Below are 16,759 nucleotides of genomic sequence, written 5' to 3'. Positions count from 1 at the left end.
GGTTTTCGGCTCCCCGGTCAGAAGATCGAATCGCGATCGACCCCGCTGCGCGCCATGCGGCGCTTCAGCTTGACCAGCGCCTCCTGCTGGATCTGGCGGATGCGCTCGCGCGTGAGGCCAAGCCGCTCAGCCAGCACCTCCAGCGTCTCGGGCTCGCGGTCGCGCAGGCCGTAGCGGCCCGACAGCACCTCGCGCTCGCGGTCGTTCAGCTCGTCGAGCCCGTGCTGCAGCAGCACGTCGATCTCGTGGTTCAGCGTCGTCGACAGCGGATCGCTCGCGCCCTCGTCGGCCACGCTGTCGATCATCGATTCGGAGTTCTCGCGGTCGATCGGCGCGTCGAGCGAGGCCGGCAGCTCGGCGAACTTCAGCAGGTCGCTGACCTCCTGCACCGGCCGGCCGACGCGCAGCGCGATGTCCTCGACCCGCACCGGCTTGTCGGTGCCGTCGCCATGCAGGCCGTCGGCCTCGAGCGCGCGGCGCGCCTTCACCACGTGGTTCAGCTCGCGCACCACGTGCACCGGCAGCCGCACCAGCCGGGCCTGGTGCATGATCGCGCGCTCGATGCTCTGGCGGATCCACCACGACGAGTAGGTCGAGAAGCGGAAGCCGCGCTCCGGCTCGAACTTGCCGATGGCGTGCATCAGCCCGAGGTTGCCCTCCTCGATCAGGTCGGTCATCGGCAGGCCGCGGCCCAGGTAGTTCTTCGCGATGCTGACCACCAGCCGCAGGTTGCGCTCGATCATCAGCTGGCGCGCGCCGAAGTCGCCGGCACGCGCCTTGGTGGCGGTGTCGAATTCTTCCTGGGGCGTCAGCAGCGGCGCGCGCCGGATGTCGCGCAGGTAGGTCTGCAGCGTGTTGCCGACCTCGCCATCGCCGGCGGCGATCTCGATCGCCGGGCGCGCGTCATCGGACGAGGCCTCGGCCTGCTCGTGCGGGTCGCCGTCGGGTGGGGGTTCGGTGGGTTCGGCGGCCTCGGCAGCCCCCACCGGCGGTGTGCTGTCCATCCTCAGCGCCGGCAGTGGCGGCCTCACCGCGGCCTCCTGCCCCAGCGCATGCCCGTTCAGTGTGCTGCGCTTCTTGGCCATGCTGTTGTCCGGGCGGGAGGAAGGTGGGCCGCGCCTCAGCGCGGCGGCAGCAGTTTGGCCGGATCGATCGGCCTGCCGAGCTTGCGGATCTCGAAATGCAGCAGCACCCTGTCGGAATCGGAAGAGCCCATCTCGGCGATCTTCTGGCCACGGCGCACGGTCTGGTCTTCCTTGACCAGCAGCGCCTGGTTGTGCGCGTAGGCCGTCAGGAAGGTGCTGTTGTGCTTCAGGATCACCAGGTTGCCGTAGCCGCGCAGGCCGGAGCCGGCGTACACGACCCGCCCGTCGGCCGCCGCCAGCACCGGGTCGCCGGCCTTGCCGGAGATCGACAGGCCCTTGCTGCGCACGTCGTCGAAGCCGGCCACCACCGCACCGGTGGCGGGCCACTGCCAATTGACGTCGTCGTCATCGCGCGGCGTGGCCGCTGCCGCGGGCGGCAGCGCGACCGGCGTCGAGGCTGCCGACGCGACCGACACACCCGATGCGCCCGACGCGGCACGCGGCGCATCGAGCGGCTTCACGTCGACCTTCGCGGCGGTCACGCCGCGCGTGGCCACGGCGTTCGGGTCCGCACCCGGCGGCACGACGCGCAGCACCTGGCCGACCTCGATGACGTTCGGGTTGTCGAGGTTGTTCCACTTGATCAGGTCTTTCCAGTTCTGGCCGGTCTCGAGCCCGACGCGGATCATCGTGTCGCCCGGCTTCACCGTGTAGAAGCCCGGCTTGCCGGCGTTCTCGGCACCCGGCAGCGGCTTCACGCCTTCCGGCACGCCGAGCGGTGCGGGCGTTGCGCCCGGCGTGCCTTGCGCACCGGGCGTTCCACCGGCCGTCGCGACCGGCGCGCGCGGACCGCCGCGGTCCTCGACCGGCGCCTTGATCTTCGGCGACGAACAGGCCGCGAGGACGAGCGCCGCCAGCACGATGGCGATCGATCGGGGGCGGGCCGGGCGGCGACGCGTTGCCGCAGGAGTCGAGATGCTTGCCATCACTGCCACTGTCATCAATCCGTTCCTGATTTTAGGGGGACGAACAACACCGCCTCATGGACCGTGCGCTCGTAGCCACCCTCTGTTCTGTCGACCACCACCAGCACCTGGCCCTGCCCTGCGGTCCGCTGCACCGGGGCCACCAGGCGGCCGCCGACGGCCAGTTGATCGAGCCAGGCCTGCGGCAGATTGTCGCCGCCGGCGGCCGAGATGATGCTGTCGTACGGCGCGTTCGGCGGGTGTCCCCGCATCCCGTCACCATACACCAGCCTGATGTCCGTCAGACGCAGCGGCGCGAGCAACTCGCGCGCCTTGTCGTGCAGCGGCTTGAGCCGCTCGACCGACAGCACCTGCCGCGACAACTGCGCGAGCACCGCCGCCTGGTAGCCGCAGCCGGTGCCGATCTCGAGCGTGCGGCCCAGCGTGCGACGGGTGCGCGCGGCGGGGCTGGCCATCAGCAGCTCGATCATGCGGGCCACCACCGACGGTTTCGAGATGGTCTGCCCGAGGCCGATCGGCAGGCTGGTGTCTTCATAGGCCTGGTTGACCAGCGCGGCGTCGACGAACGCATGGCGCGGCACGCGGCTCATCGCGCCGAGCACCAGTTCATCGCGCACGCCGCCGCTGCGCAGCCGGTCGACCATGCGCTGGCGCACGCCGGCCGAATCGAGTCCCAGGCCGGTCGGACCCACTCTGCGCGCCGAAGCCGCAACGGCAGCGGCCGCCTGCTGCACCGGCCGCTGCGGCCGCAACGGCTCGCGGCCCTTGGCGGGTGGCGCGAGCCGATCGAGTTGCAGCGGGAACTTCGGTCGCTTCGGGGCTTCGCTCACTGGATGACCTTCGTGCTGCCAGGGCTCTGCTTCAAACGGCGGGGGGTTGACACAGGGTGTCTCATGCGCCCACCGCTTGCGACCACTGCCGCCACGCGGGCAGCCGGGCATGGTCGGTCAGGTCGACCTGCAGCGGCGTGATCGACACGCAGCCGTTCGCGGTGGCATGGAAATCGGTGCCCTCGCCCGCTTCGCGGACATCGCCGGCCGGGCCGATCCAGTAGATGGGTTCGCCGCGCGGGTTCTGCTGGCAGATCACCGGCTCGCTCGCATGGCGGCGGCCCAGCCGCGTGATGCGGCGCGGCAGCTCGGCGGCATCGGGCCGGTTCGGGATGTTGACGTTGAGCAGCCAGGCTCCAGGCGCCGGCGGGTTCGCGAGGATCTGCTCGACCAGCGAGCGTGCGAGCCGCGCGGCGGCATCCACCTGCGCCCAGCCCTTGTCGACCTGCGAGAACGCGATCGACGGGATGCCGAACAGGAAGCCCTCCATCGCGGCCGCGACGGTGCCCGAATACAGCGTGTCGTCGCCCATGTTGGCGCCGTTGTTGATGCCCGACAGCACCAGGTCGGGCTTGCGTGGCAGCAGCCCGGTCAGCGCGACGTGGACGCAATCGGATGGCGTGCCGTTGATGTAGCGGAAGCCGTTGGCCGCGGTGAAGGCCGACAGCGGCCGGTGCAGCGTCAGCGAGTTCGAAGTGCCGCTCGCGTTCTGCTCCGGGGCCACCACATCGATCTCGCCCAGCCCTTCGCAGGCTTTCACCAGGGCCGCCAGGCCGGGGGCGAGGTAGCCGTCGTCGTTGGCGATGAGAATGCGCATCGGGCGATTGTAGGGATGTAGGGGCGCGTCACCTGCGCGACGCATGCAGGCGAGCTGCCTGCCTATCATCCGGCGCCCACCCCGCGTCACCCAAGGAGACGACACGATGCAAGCCTGGTTGTGCGAGAACCCCATCGGCCCCGAAGCGCTGACCTGGACCGAGCTGCCGACACCGCAGCCGGCCGCCGGCGAGGTGCGCGTCGCGATCCGCGCCGCGAGCCTGAACTTCCCGGACCTGCTGATCGTCCAGAACAAATACCAGATCAAGCCGCCGCTGCCCTTCGTGCCGGGCGCCGAATACGCCGGCGTGGTCGATGCGGTCGGCGAAGGCGTCACGCACCTGAAGGTCGGCGATGCGGTCGCCGCGTTCGCCGGCACCGGCGGTTTCGCGACGCATGCCTGCGTGAACGCCGCGCTGCTGATGCCGCTGCCGCAGGGCTTCGCGTTCGACGATGCGGCCGCGTTCCTGTGCACCTACGGCACCACCCACCATGCGCTGATGGACCGCGCGGCGCTGCAGTCCGGCGAGACGGTGCTGGTGCTGGGCGCGGCCGGCGGCGTCGGCAGCGCGGCGATCCAGATCGCGAAGGCGGCCGGCGCGCGGGTGATCGCCGCCGCATCCACCGACGAGAAATGCAGCTTCTGCAAGCAGCTCGGTGCCGACGAGACCATCAACTACAGCCGCGGCCAACTGCGCGAGGAACTGAAGGCGCTGACGAAGGGCCAGGGCCCCGACGTGGTCTACGACCCGGTCGGCGGCGACCTCGCCGAGCCGGTGTTCCGCTCGATCGCCTGGCGGGGCCGCTACTTGGTGATCGGCTTCGCGCAAGGCGGCATCCCGGCGCTGCCGCTGAACCTGGCGCTGCTGAAGGGCGCATCCATCGTCGGCGTGTTCTGGGGCGAGTTCGCCCGCCGCGAGCCGAAGCACAACGCCCGCGCGCTGGCCGAGCTGGCCGGCTGGTATGCGCAGGGCCGGATCAAGCCGGCCATCGACTGCAGGCTGCCGATGAGCGGACTGTCGGATGCCTTCGCCCGCATGGGCAGCCGGCAGGTGCAGGGCAAGATCGTCCTGGAGAATTGACGACCCTCGGTCGAGGGGAACGATGGCCGCGGCTCCAAGCCCGCCTGCGCGGGCCGGCTTGGGGCGGCCCGGCGCGCCTGCGAACGCCCCCCAATCCAGGGGGCCCCAGGCCGTGCGATACACGGCTCGACACAGCTTGTTGCAGGGGGAGTGCGCTACGATCGCAGGTCGCGCACGCTCCTCGGCACATGGCATGGCAATCAAGGTCCTGATCGTTGAAGACAACCCGGTCGCCCGCAGCTTCCTGTGCCGGGTGGTGCGCGAAAGTTTCAGCGACACGATCGCGATCACCGAAGCCGGCGACCTCGAGAGTGCGCGCCGCCACATCGGCCTGCCCGACCACCAGAAGGTCGACGCGGCGACCGACCCCTTCAAGCTGATCCTGGTCGACCTCGAACTGCCCGACGGCAACGGCATGGAACTGCTGGCCGAGCTGGCCCGCTATCCGGCCACCAAGATCGTCACCACGCTCTACTCCGACGACGACCACCTGTTCCCCGCGCTGCAGTGCGGTGCCGACGGCTACTTGCTGAAGGAAGACCGTTTCGAGGTGCTCGTCGAAGAACTGCAGAAGATCGTGCGCGGCCAGCCGCCACTGTCGCCGGCCATCGCGCGGCGCCTGCTCGGCCACTTCCGCCAGGGCCCGGGCGGCATGGGCGGGCTGTCCGAGCCGGCACCGTCGGGCTTCCAGAGCAGCCGGCCGATGCCGCTCGGCCGCGGCGCGCCGCTCGACCACGAGCGCCTGACGCCGCGCGAGAGCGAGGTGCTGACCTACCTCAGCAAGGGCTTCACGATCAAGGAGATCGCGAACCTGATGGGCATCAAGTGGTTCACCGTCAACGACCACATCAAGTCGATCTACAAGAAGCTCAACGTGTCCAGCCGCGCCGAAGCCGCCGTGCTGGCCAGCAAGCAGGGCCTGGTCTAGGTCCATGGCCCTCCGGGGCTGACCACGCATGGACAACTCCGCGTCACGGCCGGCGAGCCTGCACGCCGATTCGGCGCTCGATTCCGGGCTGATCGACCACGCGCTCGGCGACGACCAGCGCCTGTCGCGCTGGATGGGCTGGCGGCTGCGCCTGCTGGTGGTGGCCGCGCTGCTCGGCTGCGTCGCGCTCGTGATGACGGCCCGCTGGCTGGCCGCGCAGCCGCACCTGCCGGCCGACTGGCGCGTCGGCGCGCAGGGCGAGATCGAACTGGTGCGCACCGACGACGCGGCACTGAAGCCGCTCGAAGGCCGCGCGCTGGTCGGGCTGCTGAACGACAACGGGCAGGTCGCGATCGTCGATGGCCTGGCGCTGCAGCGCTCGCCGCGCTGGATCGCCAGCGACGCGCAGCGCGAGCGACAGGTCGACCAGCACCAGCAGGTCGCCGCGGTGATGGGCGGCAGCACGGTGCGGGTGTTCTTCATCGGCGGCCGGCAGGTCGAGCTGGCGCTGCAGCCGCGCGGGCTGGCGCGGCTCGGCACGATGTTCTGGGTGCTGTCGGCGCTGAGCCTGACGCTGTACCTGGTGGCGATGGTGGTGCTGCTGGCCAAGCCGTCGATGCGCAACCTGCTGTATGCCGTGGCCTCGCTGTGCCAGGCCGGCAGCCTCGCGTTCATGGCCGTCGAGTCGACGCTGCAGCTCGGGCTGCCGCTCGGCTTCCTGCGCTGGGACCTGCCGCTGCGCCTGGCCTTCGACCTGCTCACCGCGGCCGCGCTGGTGCACGCCGCCTGCCCCGCGCCACAGCGGCCGGCCGGCGGGCGGCACATCGCGTGGGCCGGCTGGAGCATCGCGCCGCTGCTCGCGGTGCTGTGCGCCGGCGGGTCGCTGCGCGGCGCGTGGTGGTGGGCACAGGGCGGCGTGCTCCTGCTGGGGCTCGCCGCGCTCGGCCTGCTGAGCTGGTCGTACCGGCGCGAGCCGCACCCGTTCGCGGTCGTGATGCGCCGCTTCGGCGTGATGGCGATCAGCACCTGGCTGCTGCTGACGATCGCGATCGCCGCCGGCCACCGGATGCCGGCGGTGCAGCAGCAGGTGGCCAGCATCGGCCCGGCGGTCTGGTACGTGTTCTTCGCGTCGCTGCTGCTGCTGGTGCCCTTCCTGTCGAAATCGCAGCAGGTGATGCGCGAGTTCTCGCTGCTGGCGGCGGTGAGCACCATCGCGACCTCGCTCGACCTGCTGTTCGTCGCGGTGTTCTCGCTCGGGCAGTTCGCCTCGGTGACGCTGGCACTGTTCCTGTCGCTGGGCATCTACTCCGGCGCGCGGCAGTGGATCCTGAACCAGCTGCTCGGCAGCAACGTGCTGACCACCGAGCGCATGTTCGAGAAGCTCTACCGCATGGCGCGCGAGGTCGAGACGCATCCCGAGCGCGCCTCCGACATGCTGATGCAGCTGCTGCGCGAGCTGTTCGAGCCGATGGAAGCGGTGGTGGTCGAGAAGGCGACGCGCAGCGCGCGCGTCGCCGGCGACGGCTCGACGCTGGTGGTGCCGGTGCCGCAGCTGCCCGGCGTCGGCGACGGCCTGCCGTGCTCGGTGGTGCTGCGTTTCGCGCACCGCGGGCGGCGGCTCTTCACGTCGGAAGACGCGCGGCTGGCCGAGCGCATCCTCGAGCAATTGCGTCGGGCGATCGCGTTCGACAAGGCCGTCGAACAGGGCCGCAGCGAGGAGCGGCTGCGCCTGGCGCAAGACCTGCACGACGACATCGGCGCCCGGCTGCTGACGCTGATGTACAAGGCGCAGTCGCCCGAGATGGAAGAGTACGTGCGGCACACGCTGCAGGACCTGAAGACGCTGACGCGCGGACTCGCCGCGCCGAACCATCCGCTGTCGCATGCGTCGGCCGAATGGAAGGCCGACCTGACGCAGCGCCTGACCGCGGCCCACATCGAACTCGGCTGGAACCTGAGCTTCGACCGCGACATCTCGCTGACGGTGGTGCAGTGGTCGGCGCTGACGCGCGTGATGCGCGAGCTGGTGAGCAACGCGATCGCGCACGCGAAGGCACGCCGCGTCGACATCGAGTTCCACCTGCTGCAGGACCGGCTGGAGCTGACCATCACCGACAACGGCATCGGTCGCAACCCGCAGGCCTGGGCCCACGGCCTCGGGCTGGGCGGCGTGCGCAAACGGGTGAAGCAACTGGGCGGCGAAGTCGAGTGGAAGGAAGCCGGCGCGCTCGGGATCCGGTGCCGGGTGACGATCCGCCAGCTGTCGGAAAGGCATTGACGTCGTTCGACGGCATCCGTGCGCGTATGCGCAACTCGGGCAGCGGGCGATGACGGAGGGCGACGCCGGCCCGTCGGCCGGTGGCGAGTTCCCCAAGTTCACCGCTATCGCTGTGCTAGGGTTACGGGATGACCGCCGACCCGCCCGCGGACCCTGAACATCACAGCGAAGAACGTTTCCGGTTGCTCGTCGAGAGCGTCCGGGACTACGCCATCTTCATGCTGAGTCCCGAGGGCCGGGTCGTCACCTGGAACGCCGGCGCCGAGCGCTTCAAGGGGTACCGCGCGCACGAGATCATCGGCGAACACTTCTCGCGCTTCTATCCGGCAGAGGCCCTCGCGCGCGGCCTGCCCGCCCACGAGCTCGAGGTGGCCGCCAGCGACGGCTCGTTCGAGGACGAGGGCTGGCGCGTCCGCAAGGACGGCTCGCAATTCTGGGCCAACGTCGTCATCACCGCGATGCGCACGCCCGACGGCCGGCTGATCGGCTTCGCCAAGGTCACGCGCGACCTCACGCAGCGCCGCGGCCACGAGGAAGCCTTGCGCCGCAGCGAGGAGCGGTTTCGCCTGCTGGTCGAGGGCGTGGCCGACTACGCCATCTTCATGCTCGATGCCAACGGCGTGGTCGCCACGTGGAACGTCGGCGCCGAACGCATCAAGGGCTACACCGCCGCGCAGATCGTCGGCAAGCACTTCTCGGTCTTCTACCCCGACGAGGCGCGCGCGAGCGGCTGGCCCGACCACGAACTGCAGGTGGCCAGCGAGAAGGGAAGCTTCGTCGACGAGGGATGGCGAGTGCGTCGCGACGGCTCGATGTTCTGGGCCAACGTCACGATCACCGCGCTGCGCGACGACGACGGCCGCTTGCTCGGCTTCGCGAAGCTGACGCGCGACCTGACCGAGCGCCGGCAGGCCGAGGCCGCCGAAGCGGCCGGCAGGCAACGCGACGAACTGCTGCAGGCAGAACGCGGCGCCCGCATGGAAGCGCAGCGTGCGACCCGCATGAAGGACGAGTTCCTCGCGACCTTGTCGCACGAACTGCGCACGCCGCTGAGCGCCATCCTCGGCTGGACGCAGGTGCTGCGGCGGGCCGGCGGCGGCGGCAGGCCGGTCGATCTGGAACGGGCCGTCGACGTGATCGAGCGCAATGCGCGCGCGCAGGTCAAGCTGATCGACGACCTGCTCGACCTGAGCCGGATCATGGCGGGCAAGGTACGCATCGATGCGCAACCGATCCCGCTGCTGGACGTGGTGCAGGCCGCCGTCGATTCGGCCCGGCCGGCGGCGGAGGCCAAGAACCTGCGCCTCGCTGCGCGGCTCGACCCGGCCGCGTCGACCGTGCTCGGCGACAGCGGGCGCCTGCAGCAGGTGGTGTGGAACCTGCTTACCAACGCCATCAAGTTCACGCCGGACGGCGGCCAGGTGCAGGTCGACGTCCAGCGGGTCGGGCCGCGGGTGGAGCTGACCGTCAGCGACACCGGCATCGGCATTCCGGCGAGCTTCCTGCCGCAGGTGTTCGACCGCTTCTCGCAGAACGACAGCTCGACCACGCGAGCCTTCGGTGGCCTGGGCCTCGGGCTCGCGATCTGCAGGCAGCTGGTGGAACTGCACGGCGGCACGATCAGGGCCGCCAGCGCCGGCGACGGCCAAGGGGCGAGCTTCGTCGTCGACCTGCCGATGGACCATGTGCAGCTGGAGGCCGAAGCGGCGCAGTGCGAGCCACCGGCCGTGCAGCCGGCGCCGGCCGATTCGCAGGCGCTGCCCCGGCTCGGTGGCGTGCATGCCTTCATCCTCGACGACGAGGCCGATGCACGCGAGCTGCTGCGGCGCGTCTTCGAGGACCAGGGCGCCCAGGTGACGGTCTTCGCGTCGGCACACGACGCGCTGGCGGCGCTGCAGCAGAGCCGCCCGGCCGTCATCGTCAGCGACATCGGCATGCCGACGATGGACGGTTACCAGTTCATGCGCTCGCTGCGTGCCGGCGAAACGCGCAACGACCGCATTCCGGCACTCGCGCTGACGGCGTTCGCGCGCGCCGACGACCGCAAGAAATCGCTCCTCGCCGGCTACCAGGCCCACCTGGCCAAGCCGTTCGACGTGACCGAGCTGGTGCTGACGGTGGCGAACCTGGTGGGACGTTGAGCGCGCCTGGCGTTGAAAGGCATCGCAACACCGAGACGCCCACCCTGCACCCTACTTCACCGTCAGCGCGGTGCCGAGGCGGAAAGCCCCCAATGACGCGTCCCAGGCCTGCCGGCTGGCTGCATTGTCTGCATTGGCCGGACGCACTGCATAACGTGCGTCGTTGCCGAGCTGCCCCGCGCCATCGGGCAGCGCGATGTAGACGTCGTGCTCGCCGGCTGGCGTGCCCGCCGGGACGGTCAGCGACAGCTCGTGGGTGAAGGTGTTGCCCGCCGTCCAGGTCCGGGGATCGACGGACGTCGCGAGCTTCACGACGTTGCCGGTGCTTCGGTGCTTCAGCAGCAGGCTGACCGGGCGGGCCTTGAACGGCCTGGCCCAGCCGACGTTGCGCACGGTGAATCGCATCGCCCACGCGGCACCGACCGTCGCGCTGGCGGCGTGTTCGGCCGAGACGAACTCGAGCCGGTAGCCCATCAGGCGCTTGACCTCGTCGTAGCATCCGTCCTGCTTCCAGCGGGCATGGAAGGCTTCGGTGTAGTAGTCGTTGTTCAGGTAGGTCAGCGAGAACTGCCTGCCTTCGGCGAGGATGTCCGCGCAGCTGGTCCGCGGCTGAGCGCCGGCGTCGTCGGCCGGGTTGCAGGTCTCGCCGCCGAACGGCGTCACCCTGGCGAGGGCCATCGTGTAGCTGCGCTGCTGCTGCCTCGTCGTGGCGTTGTCGCTGTAGGTGCCGACGTCGGTCGCGCTGGCGAGGAAGCAGTCGTTGTGCACACCCGAGCGTGATCCGGCCGATCCGTCGAAGGCGGTCGATTCCGTCGGCGGCGTCGCGAACCATTCCATCACGTACGGCGGGTAGCGGAACTGGACGAACTGCTCCCGAGGCAGCGCATCGAGCAAGGCATCGCGGATGCTCGTGCGGCTGCTCGCATTGGTCAGCCCGTTCGACGAGGTGTGCCACTCGCCCCAGGCCCCGATGAAGCCCGCCTGCAGGTAGGCGATGACGTCGGCGTTCTCCTGCAGCACCGGCTTGAGCTGGGCGATGTGGGCGAGCACGCGGCTGAGCGATGCGTCGGTGGCATTGCGGTACTCGGTCTCGCCGTCCGGGTAGTTGTAGACGAAGCGCGGGATGAGCTTCACGCCCGATTGCCTGGCGTTGGCGAAGCCGGCGCGCAGCCCGTCCAGCAGGCTGGCAGGCAGCGCCGCGTCCTTGTAGGCGTCGAGCCGGACCATCGCGTAGAGCACGCGGAAACCGTTCGTGTACGCGTCGGCACCGTCGGCCTTGCTGAACTGGTCCAGGTCCGACCAGGCCCAGCGGTAGAAGCCGCGCTCGGGGTTCGGGATCTCGGCGGTGGTCGCGGTGAATTGCGCGGACACCGTCGGCGCGGGTGCGGGTGCGGGTGCGGGTGCGGGTGCGGGTGACGGCGCAGGCGCAGGCGCAGGCGCAGGCGCAGGCGCAGGTGCAGGTGCAGGTGCAGGTGCAGGTGCAGGCGCGGGAGAGGGCGTCGCTGCCGGTGCAGGAGCAGGACCGCCCTGTTGCGGGGCGTCATCCGTGCCACCACCGCAGCCCGCGACGAACGCGCTGTTGGCGCACAGCGCCACCAAGGCCATCAGCCTCCGGACATTCTTTCTGATTCTCATCGAGTGGACGGCGCTTGCCATTGGCTGGGGATGCTCGAATTATCGAGACGCGCAGCCTGCGCCTTGCCAGCCATCGGTGAAGCTTGGCAACTTGCTTTTCACAACGTGTTGAAGCGGCCCTGGAAACGACGACGGGCACCGAAGTGCCCGTTGTTTCCAGCTATTGGGTGGGGTGGCTGATGGGACTCGAACCCACGACGACAGGAATCACAATCCTGGACTCTACCAACTGAGCTACAGCCACCGCCGAACTTCGGAGTATAGCCTCATCCGCAGGCCATTCGATCAGTTGGCGGCGTTGCTCGCTGCGGCTTCTTCGGCCGCACCGGCCGCCGGGTGCACGTCGACCTTGAAGCGGCTCTTCAACGCAACGTAGTAGGCCTGTGCCTCGGCCGCGGCCCACGCCTGCGCGTACTGGCTTTGCGAGCGCGCCGGGTCGGCCGCCACCGGGTCGCGACCCAGCACTTTGGTGACCTTCACGACCACGTAGCCCTGGTCGCCCAGGTCGACACCTTCGACCGCCGGCAGCTTGGCGGCCGGGGCCTTCAGCACGGCATCGACGAGCGGCTTCGGCAGGTCGCGCGACTGTGCGCGCGACACCAGCTGCGCCGGATCGGCCAGCGCCGTCTCAGGCGCCTTGCGCAGTTCGGCCAGCCGGGCCTCGCCTTCCTTGCGCGCCAGTGCCGCCGCCTGCCGGGCCACCAGCTTTTCCTTCACGCTGGCAGTGACGTCGGCCAGCGGCTTCATCGCGGCCGGGCTGTAGGTCACGATGCGGCCCGAGATCAACTGGCTCGAACCGGCATCGACCGCTTCGGTGTTCTTCTTGTTGCGCAGCGCGTCGTTGCCGAACAGCGCTTCGAGGAACTTCGGCGATGCGAGCGGGCCCTTGGCCGCCGGGCCGGCCGTGCGGGTCACGCCCTGCGCGGTCTGCACCGTCAGCTTCAGCTTGTCGGCCACCGGCTTCAGGCTGTCCGGCTGCTCGTAGACCGTGTTGGTGAACTCGACCGCCGCCTCGGAGAACTTGGCCTGCGCGAGTTGCTTCTTGACCTCGTCCTCGATCTCCGGGCGCACCTGCTCGAAGCTCTTCGTCTCGCCGCCGCGGGCCTGCGTCACCTGGATGATGTGGTAGCCGAAATCGCTTTCGACCACACCGCTGATGCCGCCAGGCTTCAGCGCGAACGCCGCATCCTCGAAGGGCTTGACCATCGCGCCGCGGCCGAAGAAGTCGAGGTCGCCGCCATTCACCGCCGAACCGGTGTCCTGCGAATTCTTGCGGGCCACGTCGGCGAAGCTCGCCGGGTTCTTCTTGACCTCGGCCAGCAGGGCTTCGGCCTTCGCCTTGGCCTGCGCGCGCTCGGCGGCCGGCGCCGACTTGTCGGCCTTGATCAGGATGTGGCTCGCGCGGCGCTCTTCGGCGACGGCAAAGCGCTTCTCGTTTTCCTTGTAGTACTCGCGCAGCTTGTCTTCGGGCACCGTCAGCGTCTTCTTGATCGCGTCGACGTCGAGCACCACGTACTCGATGTTGGCCTGCTCCGGCGACATGAACTGCGAGGCGTTCGCCGGGTCCTTGTAGTAGGCCTGGATCTCGGCATCGGTCGGCGACACCTTCGCGAGGTAGTCCTTGGTGTCGAAGCGCTGCTGCTGGAACTCGCGCTGCTGGAACATCGCGTCGATCGCGCTCGACGCCGCCGCGGCCGGCGCGAACACGGTGCCGCCGATGCCGAACATCACCTGGCGCATCTCAAGTTGCTGGCGCAGCGTCTGCTCGAAGCCGGCCACCGTCATGCCCTGCGCCGACAGTGCGACCGTCAGCGCCTCCTTGTCGAAGCCACCACCGGCGCCGCGGAACTGCGCGAACTGCGGATCGTTCATGTAGACGTTCAGCACGCGATCGGGCGTGGCGATGAAGTTCGCCTTCGCGGCCGCGGTCTGCAGCACGCGTTCGCGCACCAGGTTGTCCAGCGTCTGCCGACGCATCGCAGGCGTGTCGAACATGCGGATGTCGACGTTCGGGGCCTGGCGGCGGATGCGATCGACCTGGTCGCGCTGGGCGGCATCCCACTCGACTTGTGTGATCTTGTGACCATCGACGCTCGCGACGCCACCGCTGCCGGCCATCGAGCGATAGCCTTGGTAAGCCCCGGTCAGCACGAAGGCGGGAACGACCAGTATCAGCAACAGGAACTGGAACAGGCGGTTGTGCGTGCGAACAAATTCAAACATCGATGGCCTCGAACGGTGATCGCTGTGCAGCCGGACGGCGCTGCTTCAAATGCAACAAAGGCGAACCTGGGTTCGCCTTTGGGGGGTGGACACGGCGCGGATTCTAGCGTTTGCGCAACGGTGTCCCGTGGTGGGTGCTGAGGGGCTCGAACCCCCGACCTACGCCTTGTAAGGGCGCCGCTCTACCAACTGAGCTAAGCACCCGGATGCTTCCGGTCGCCCGCGGTCTTCAGTTGACCGCGTCTTTCAGGGCCTTGCCCGGACGGAACTTCGGCACCTTGGCGGCCTTGATCTTGATGGTGGCGCCGGTGCGCGGGTTGCGGCCGGCACGTGCGGCGCGCTTGCTGACGCTGAAGGTGCCGAAGCCAACGAGCGACACGCTGTTGTTTTTCTTCAGCGTGGATTTCACGCCGCCGATCAGAGCTTCGAGCGCGCGCGTCGCTGCTGCTTTGGAGATGTCGGCCTGCTTGGCGATGTGCTCAATCAGTTCGGATTTGTTCACGAAGGTACCCCCTCAAAAAAAGGTGTCTTGAAAAGAATCTGGATGGGTGTGGAGCCTGGATCCGGGCCGCGCGGTATGGGGCCATCGGCTCGAACGATTACAGCCTCAGGCACCCACAGTGTCAAGCGCGGAAGCGGATTCTATGCGTAATCAGCTGCATCCGAAGGCAGCGTCCGCGAGCGTGCTTCCTCGCTTGACAATAGGCTGTCCGCGTCATATTCGGCGCGGGTTGCAGCCGTGTCGGCCACCCCGCCTGTCATGTGGCGTCACATGCTTTCGGCGATCGCGCGGCCCAGGTCGGCGGTGCGGGCCGCACCACCCAGGTCGGGGGTGCGAGGCGCACCGGACGACGGCTCGAGCACCGTCTCGATCGCGCGCAGCACCGCATCGTGCGCGTCGCGGTGGCCCAGGTGGTCGAGCATCATCGCGCCCGACCAGATCTGCCCGATCGGGTTCGCGATGCCGCGCCCGGCGATGTCGGGCGCCGAGCCGTGCACCGGCTCGAACAGCGACGGGTGCGTGCCCGCCGGGTTCAGGTTGGCCGATGGCGCGATGCCGATGGTGCCGGTGCAGGCCGGCCCGAGGTCGGACAGGATGTCGCCGAACAGGTTGCTCGCGACCACCACGTCGAACACCTCGGGGCGCTGCACGAAATGCGCGGTCAGGATGTCGATGTGGAAGCGATCGACCGCCACGCCGGGATAGGTGCGGGCCATCGCCTCGACGCGCTCGTCCCAGTAGGGCATCGTGATCGAGATGCCGTTCGACTTGGTGGCCGAGGTCAGCTTGCGGCGCGGCCGCGACTGCGCCAGGTCGAACGCGAACTTCAGCACCCGGTCGACGCCGACGCGCGACATCACCGTCTCCTGGATCACGATCTCGCGCTCGCTGCCTTCGTACATGCGCCCGCCGATGCTGGAGTACTCGCCCTCGGTGTTCTCGCGCACGATCATCATGTCGATCTCGCCGGGCGCGCGCGGCCGGCCGTCGCGGCCCACCAGCGGCGAACGGATGCCGGGCATCAGCCGCGCCGGCCGCAGGTTCACGTACTGGTCGAACTCGCGGCGGAACTTCAGCAGCGAGCCCCACAGCGAGACGTGGTCGGGGATCTTCTCGGGCCAGCCGACCGCGCCGAAGAAGATCGCATCGTGGCCGCCGATCCGGTCCTTCCAGTCGTCCGGCAGCATCTGGCCGTGGCGCTCGTACCAGTCCCAGCTCGCGAAATCGAAATGGTCGAACTGCAGCCCGATGCCGAAGCGGCCGGCCACCGCCTCGAGCACGCGCAGCCCCTCGGGCATGGTTTCCTTGCCGATGCCGTCGCCGGCGATGACGGCGATGCGGTGGGTCTTCTTCGGCGAATTCATCGTTCAGTCCTTCAGGAAATCGTTCATCTCGGCGAGCAGCAGCTCGGGCAATTCCTCGGCGATGTAATGGCCGCAGGGCACGGCCCGACCGCTCACGTCGCGTGCGACGGCGCGCCACAGCGCGAGCACGTCGAAGCAGCGCCCGACGGCGCCGTGCTCGGCCCACAGCACGCGCAGCGGTGCCTCGATGCCGCGCCTGGCCGCGCGGTCGGCGCGGTCATGGTCGAGGTCGATGGTGGCGGAGGCCCGGTAGTCTTCGCAGATCGACGCCACGCTGCCCGGCAGCGCGATGCAGCGCTCGTATTCGGCGAGTGCCGCCGCATCGAACGCGGCCAGCCCGGCATGGCGCCGGCCCATCACGCTGCGCAGGTAGAACACCGGGTCGTGGCCGATCATCCGCTCCGGCAGCGGCGCCGGCTGGATCAGCGTGAACCAGTGCCAGTAGGCGCGTGCGAAGGCATCGGTCGTGCCTTCGTACATCGCAAGCGTCGGCGCGATGTCGAGCAGCAGCAGCCGCGACACCGCTTGCGGATGATCGAGCGCAAGCCGGTGCGCCACGCGTGCGCCGCGGTCGTGCGCGCACACCGCGAAGCGCGGGTGGCCGAGTTGCGCCATCACGTCGACCGCATCGCGCGCCATCGCGCGCTTGCCGTGCATCGCATGCGCGTCGTCCGGCGCGGGCCGCGACGAATCGCCATACCCGCGCAAGTCCATCGCGACGATGCGAAACCGCTGCGCGAGCTGCGGCACCACGCGGTGCCACATCGCATGCGTCTGCGGATGGCCGTGCAGCAGCAGCAGCGGCGCGCCCTGCCCGCCCACCCGCGCATGGATTTCGGCCCCATCGACGGCGAAGCGCCGGCTCTCGAATGCTTCGAACATGCGGCGC

Annotated in this window: 13 protein-coding genes, 2 tRNA genes and 1 pseudogene; 5 read left to right on the top strand and 11 right to left on the bottom strand. The window is 69.4% G+C overall.

Features of this window, described 5'->3' with window-relative positions; genetic code table 11:
• Positions 1-17: 17 nt before the first annotated feature.
• The 4 genes from rpoS to surE form a co-directional block, all read right to left on the bottom strand.
• Entirely contained in the window at positions 18-1,085 is a 1,068-nt protein-coding gene (gene rpoS / locus FHT26_RS19950) for an RNA polymerase sigma factor RpoS (RefSeq protein ID WP_168561857.1), read from the bottom strand.
• Between the two features lie 35 nt (positions 1,086-1,120).
• The gene (locus tag FHT26_RS19945; RefSeq protein ID WP_490362801.1) at positions 1,121-2,086 is read right to left on the bottom strand and encodes a peptidoglycan DD-metalloendopeptidase family protein; all 966 of its coding nucleotides are present in this window, start codon (positions 2,084-2,086) and stop codon (positions 1,121-1,123) included.
• On the bottom strand, positions 2,086-2,901 hold the full coding sequence (locus FHT26_RS19940) for a protein-L-isoaspartate(D-aspartate) O-methyltransferase (RefSeq protein ID WP_490362800.1): 816 nt from the start codon (positions 2,899-2,901) through the stop codon (positions 2,086-2,088). The genes FHT26_RS19945 and FHT26_RS19940 overlap by 1 nt, the downstream gene beginning before the upstream one ends.
• Positions 2,902-2,962: 61 nt before the next feature.
• Complete coding sequence (gene surE, locus FHT26_RS19935) at positions 2,963-3,718, bottom strand: 5'/3'-nucleotidase SurE (protein WP_168561855.1); 756 nt, start codon at positions 3,716-3,718, stop codon at positions 2,963-2,965.
• A gap of 106 nt (positions 3,719-3,824) precedes the next feature.
• On the opposite strand from surE, the gene FHT26_RS19930 reads away from it, so the two are divergent.
• From FHT26_RS19930 to FHT26_RS30620, 5 genes and pseudogenes are all read left to right on the top strand, one after another.
• On the top strand, positions 3,825-4,799 hold the full coding sequence (locus FHT26_RS19930; RefSeq protein WP_168561854.1) for an NADPH:quinone oxidoreductase family protein: 975 nt from the start codon (positions 3,825-3,827) through the stop codon (positions 4,797-4,799).
• 193 nt (positions 4,800-4,992) lie between these two features.
• Positions 4,993-5,727, top strand: a complete 735-nt coding sequence (locus FHT26_RS19925; RefSeq protein ID WP_056814276.1) for a LuxR C-terminal-related transcriptional regulator — start codon at positions 4,993-4,995, stop codon at positions 5,725-5,727.
• Between the two features lie 28 nt (positions 5,728-5,755).
• A complete protein-coding gene (locus tag FHT26_RS19920) occupies positions 5,756-8,005 on the top strand; it encodes a sensor histidine kinase (protein ID WP_168561853.1) in 2,250 nt (749 codons plus the stop codon).
• A gap of 128 nt (positions 8,006-8,133) precedes the next feature.
• A pseudogene (locus tag FHT26_RS30625) lies at positions 8,134-8,946 on the top strand (PAS domain-containing protein); the annotation flags it as partial.
• Positions 8,947-8,982: 36 nt separating this feature from the next.
• Positions 8,983-10,146, top strand: coding sequence for a hybrid sensor histidine kinase/response regulator (locus FHT26_RS30620; protein ID WP_490362804.1), 1,164 nt, complete (start codon positions 8,983-8,985; stop codon positions 10,144-10,146).
• A 51-nt stretch (positions 10,147-10,197) separates the two neighbouring features.
• Here FHT26_RS30620 and FHT26_RS19910 read toward each other — a convergent pair whose 3' ends face one another.
• The 7 genes from FHT26_RS19910 to FHT26_RS19880 form a co-directional block, all read right to left on the bottom strand.
• A complete protein-coding gene (locus tag FHT26_RS19910; RefSeq protein WP_168561851.1) occupies positions 10,198-11,517 on the bottom strand; it encodes a DUF4832 domain-containing protein in 1,320 nt (439 codons plus the stop codon).
• Positions 11,518-11,949: 432 nt separating this feature from the next.
• Positions 11,950-12,025: transfer RNA gene (locus FHT26_RS19905), tRNA-His, on the bottom strand.
• 41 nt (positions 12,026-12,066) lie between these two features.
• Positions 12,067-14,004 (bottom strand): SurA N-terminal domain-containing protein, encoded by a 1,938-nt coding sequence (locus tag FHT26_RS19900; protein WP_168561850.1) that lies wholly within the window; start codon positions 14,002-14,004, stop codon positions 12,067-12,069.
• Between the two features lie 128 nt (positions 14,005-14,132).
• Positions 14,133-14,208: transfer RNA gene (locus FHT26_RS19895), tRNA-Val, on the bottom strand.
• A gap of 25 nt (positions 14,209-14,233) precedes the next feature.
• Positions 14,234-14,506 (bottom strand): HU family DNA-binding protein, encoded by a 273-nt coding sequence (locus FHT26_RS19890; protein WP_047485758.1) that lies wholly within the window; start codon positions 14,504-14,506, stop codon positions 14,234-14,236.
• Between the two features lie 266 nt (positions 14,507-14,772).
• Positions 14,773-15,870, bottom strand: coding sequence for a tartrate dehydrogenase (locus FHT26_RS19885; protein WP_168561849.1), 1,098 nt, complete (start codon positions 15,868-15,870; stop codon positions 14,773-14,775).
• A gap of 3 nt (positions 15,871-15,873) precedes the next feature.
• Complete coding sequence (locus FHT26_RS19880) at positions 15,874-16,752, bottom strand: alpha/beta fold hydrolase (protein WP_168561848.1); 879 nt, start codon at positions 16,750-16,752, stop codon at positions 15,874-15,876.
• Positions 16,753-16,759 lie beyond the last annotated feature (7 nt).

It is taken from the genome of Rhizobacter sp. SG703 (assembly GCF_012275445.1).
Lineage (GTDB): Bacteria > Pseudomonadota > Gammaproteobacteria > Burkholderiales > Burkholderiaceae_C > Rhizobacter.
The sequence above is the reverse complement of the archived record's forward strand: the minus strand, read 5'-3'. Positions and strand labels throughout refer to the sequence as shown.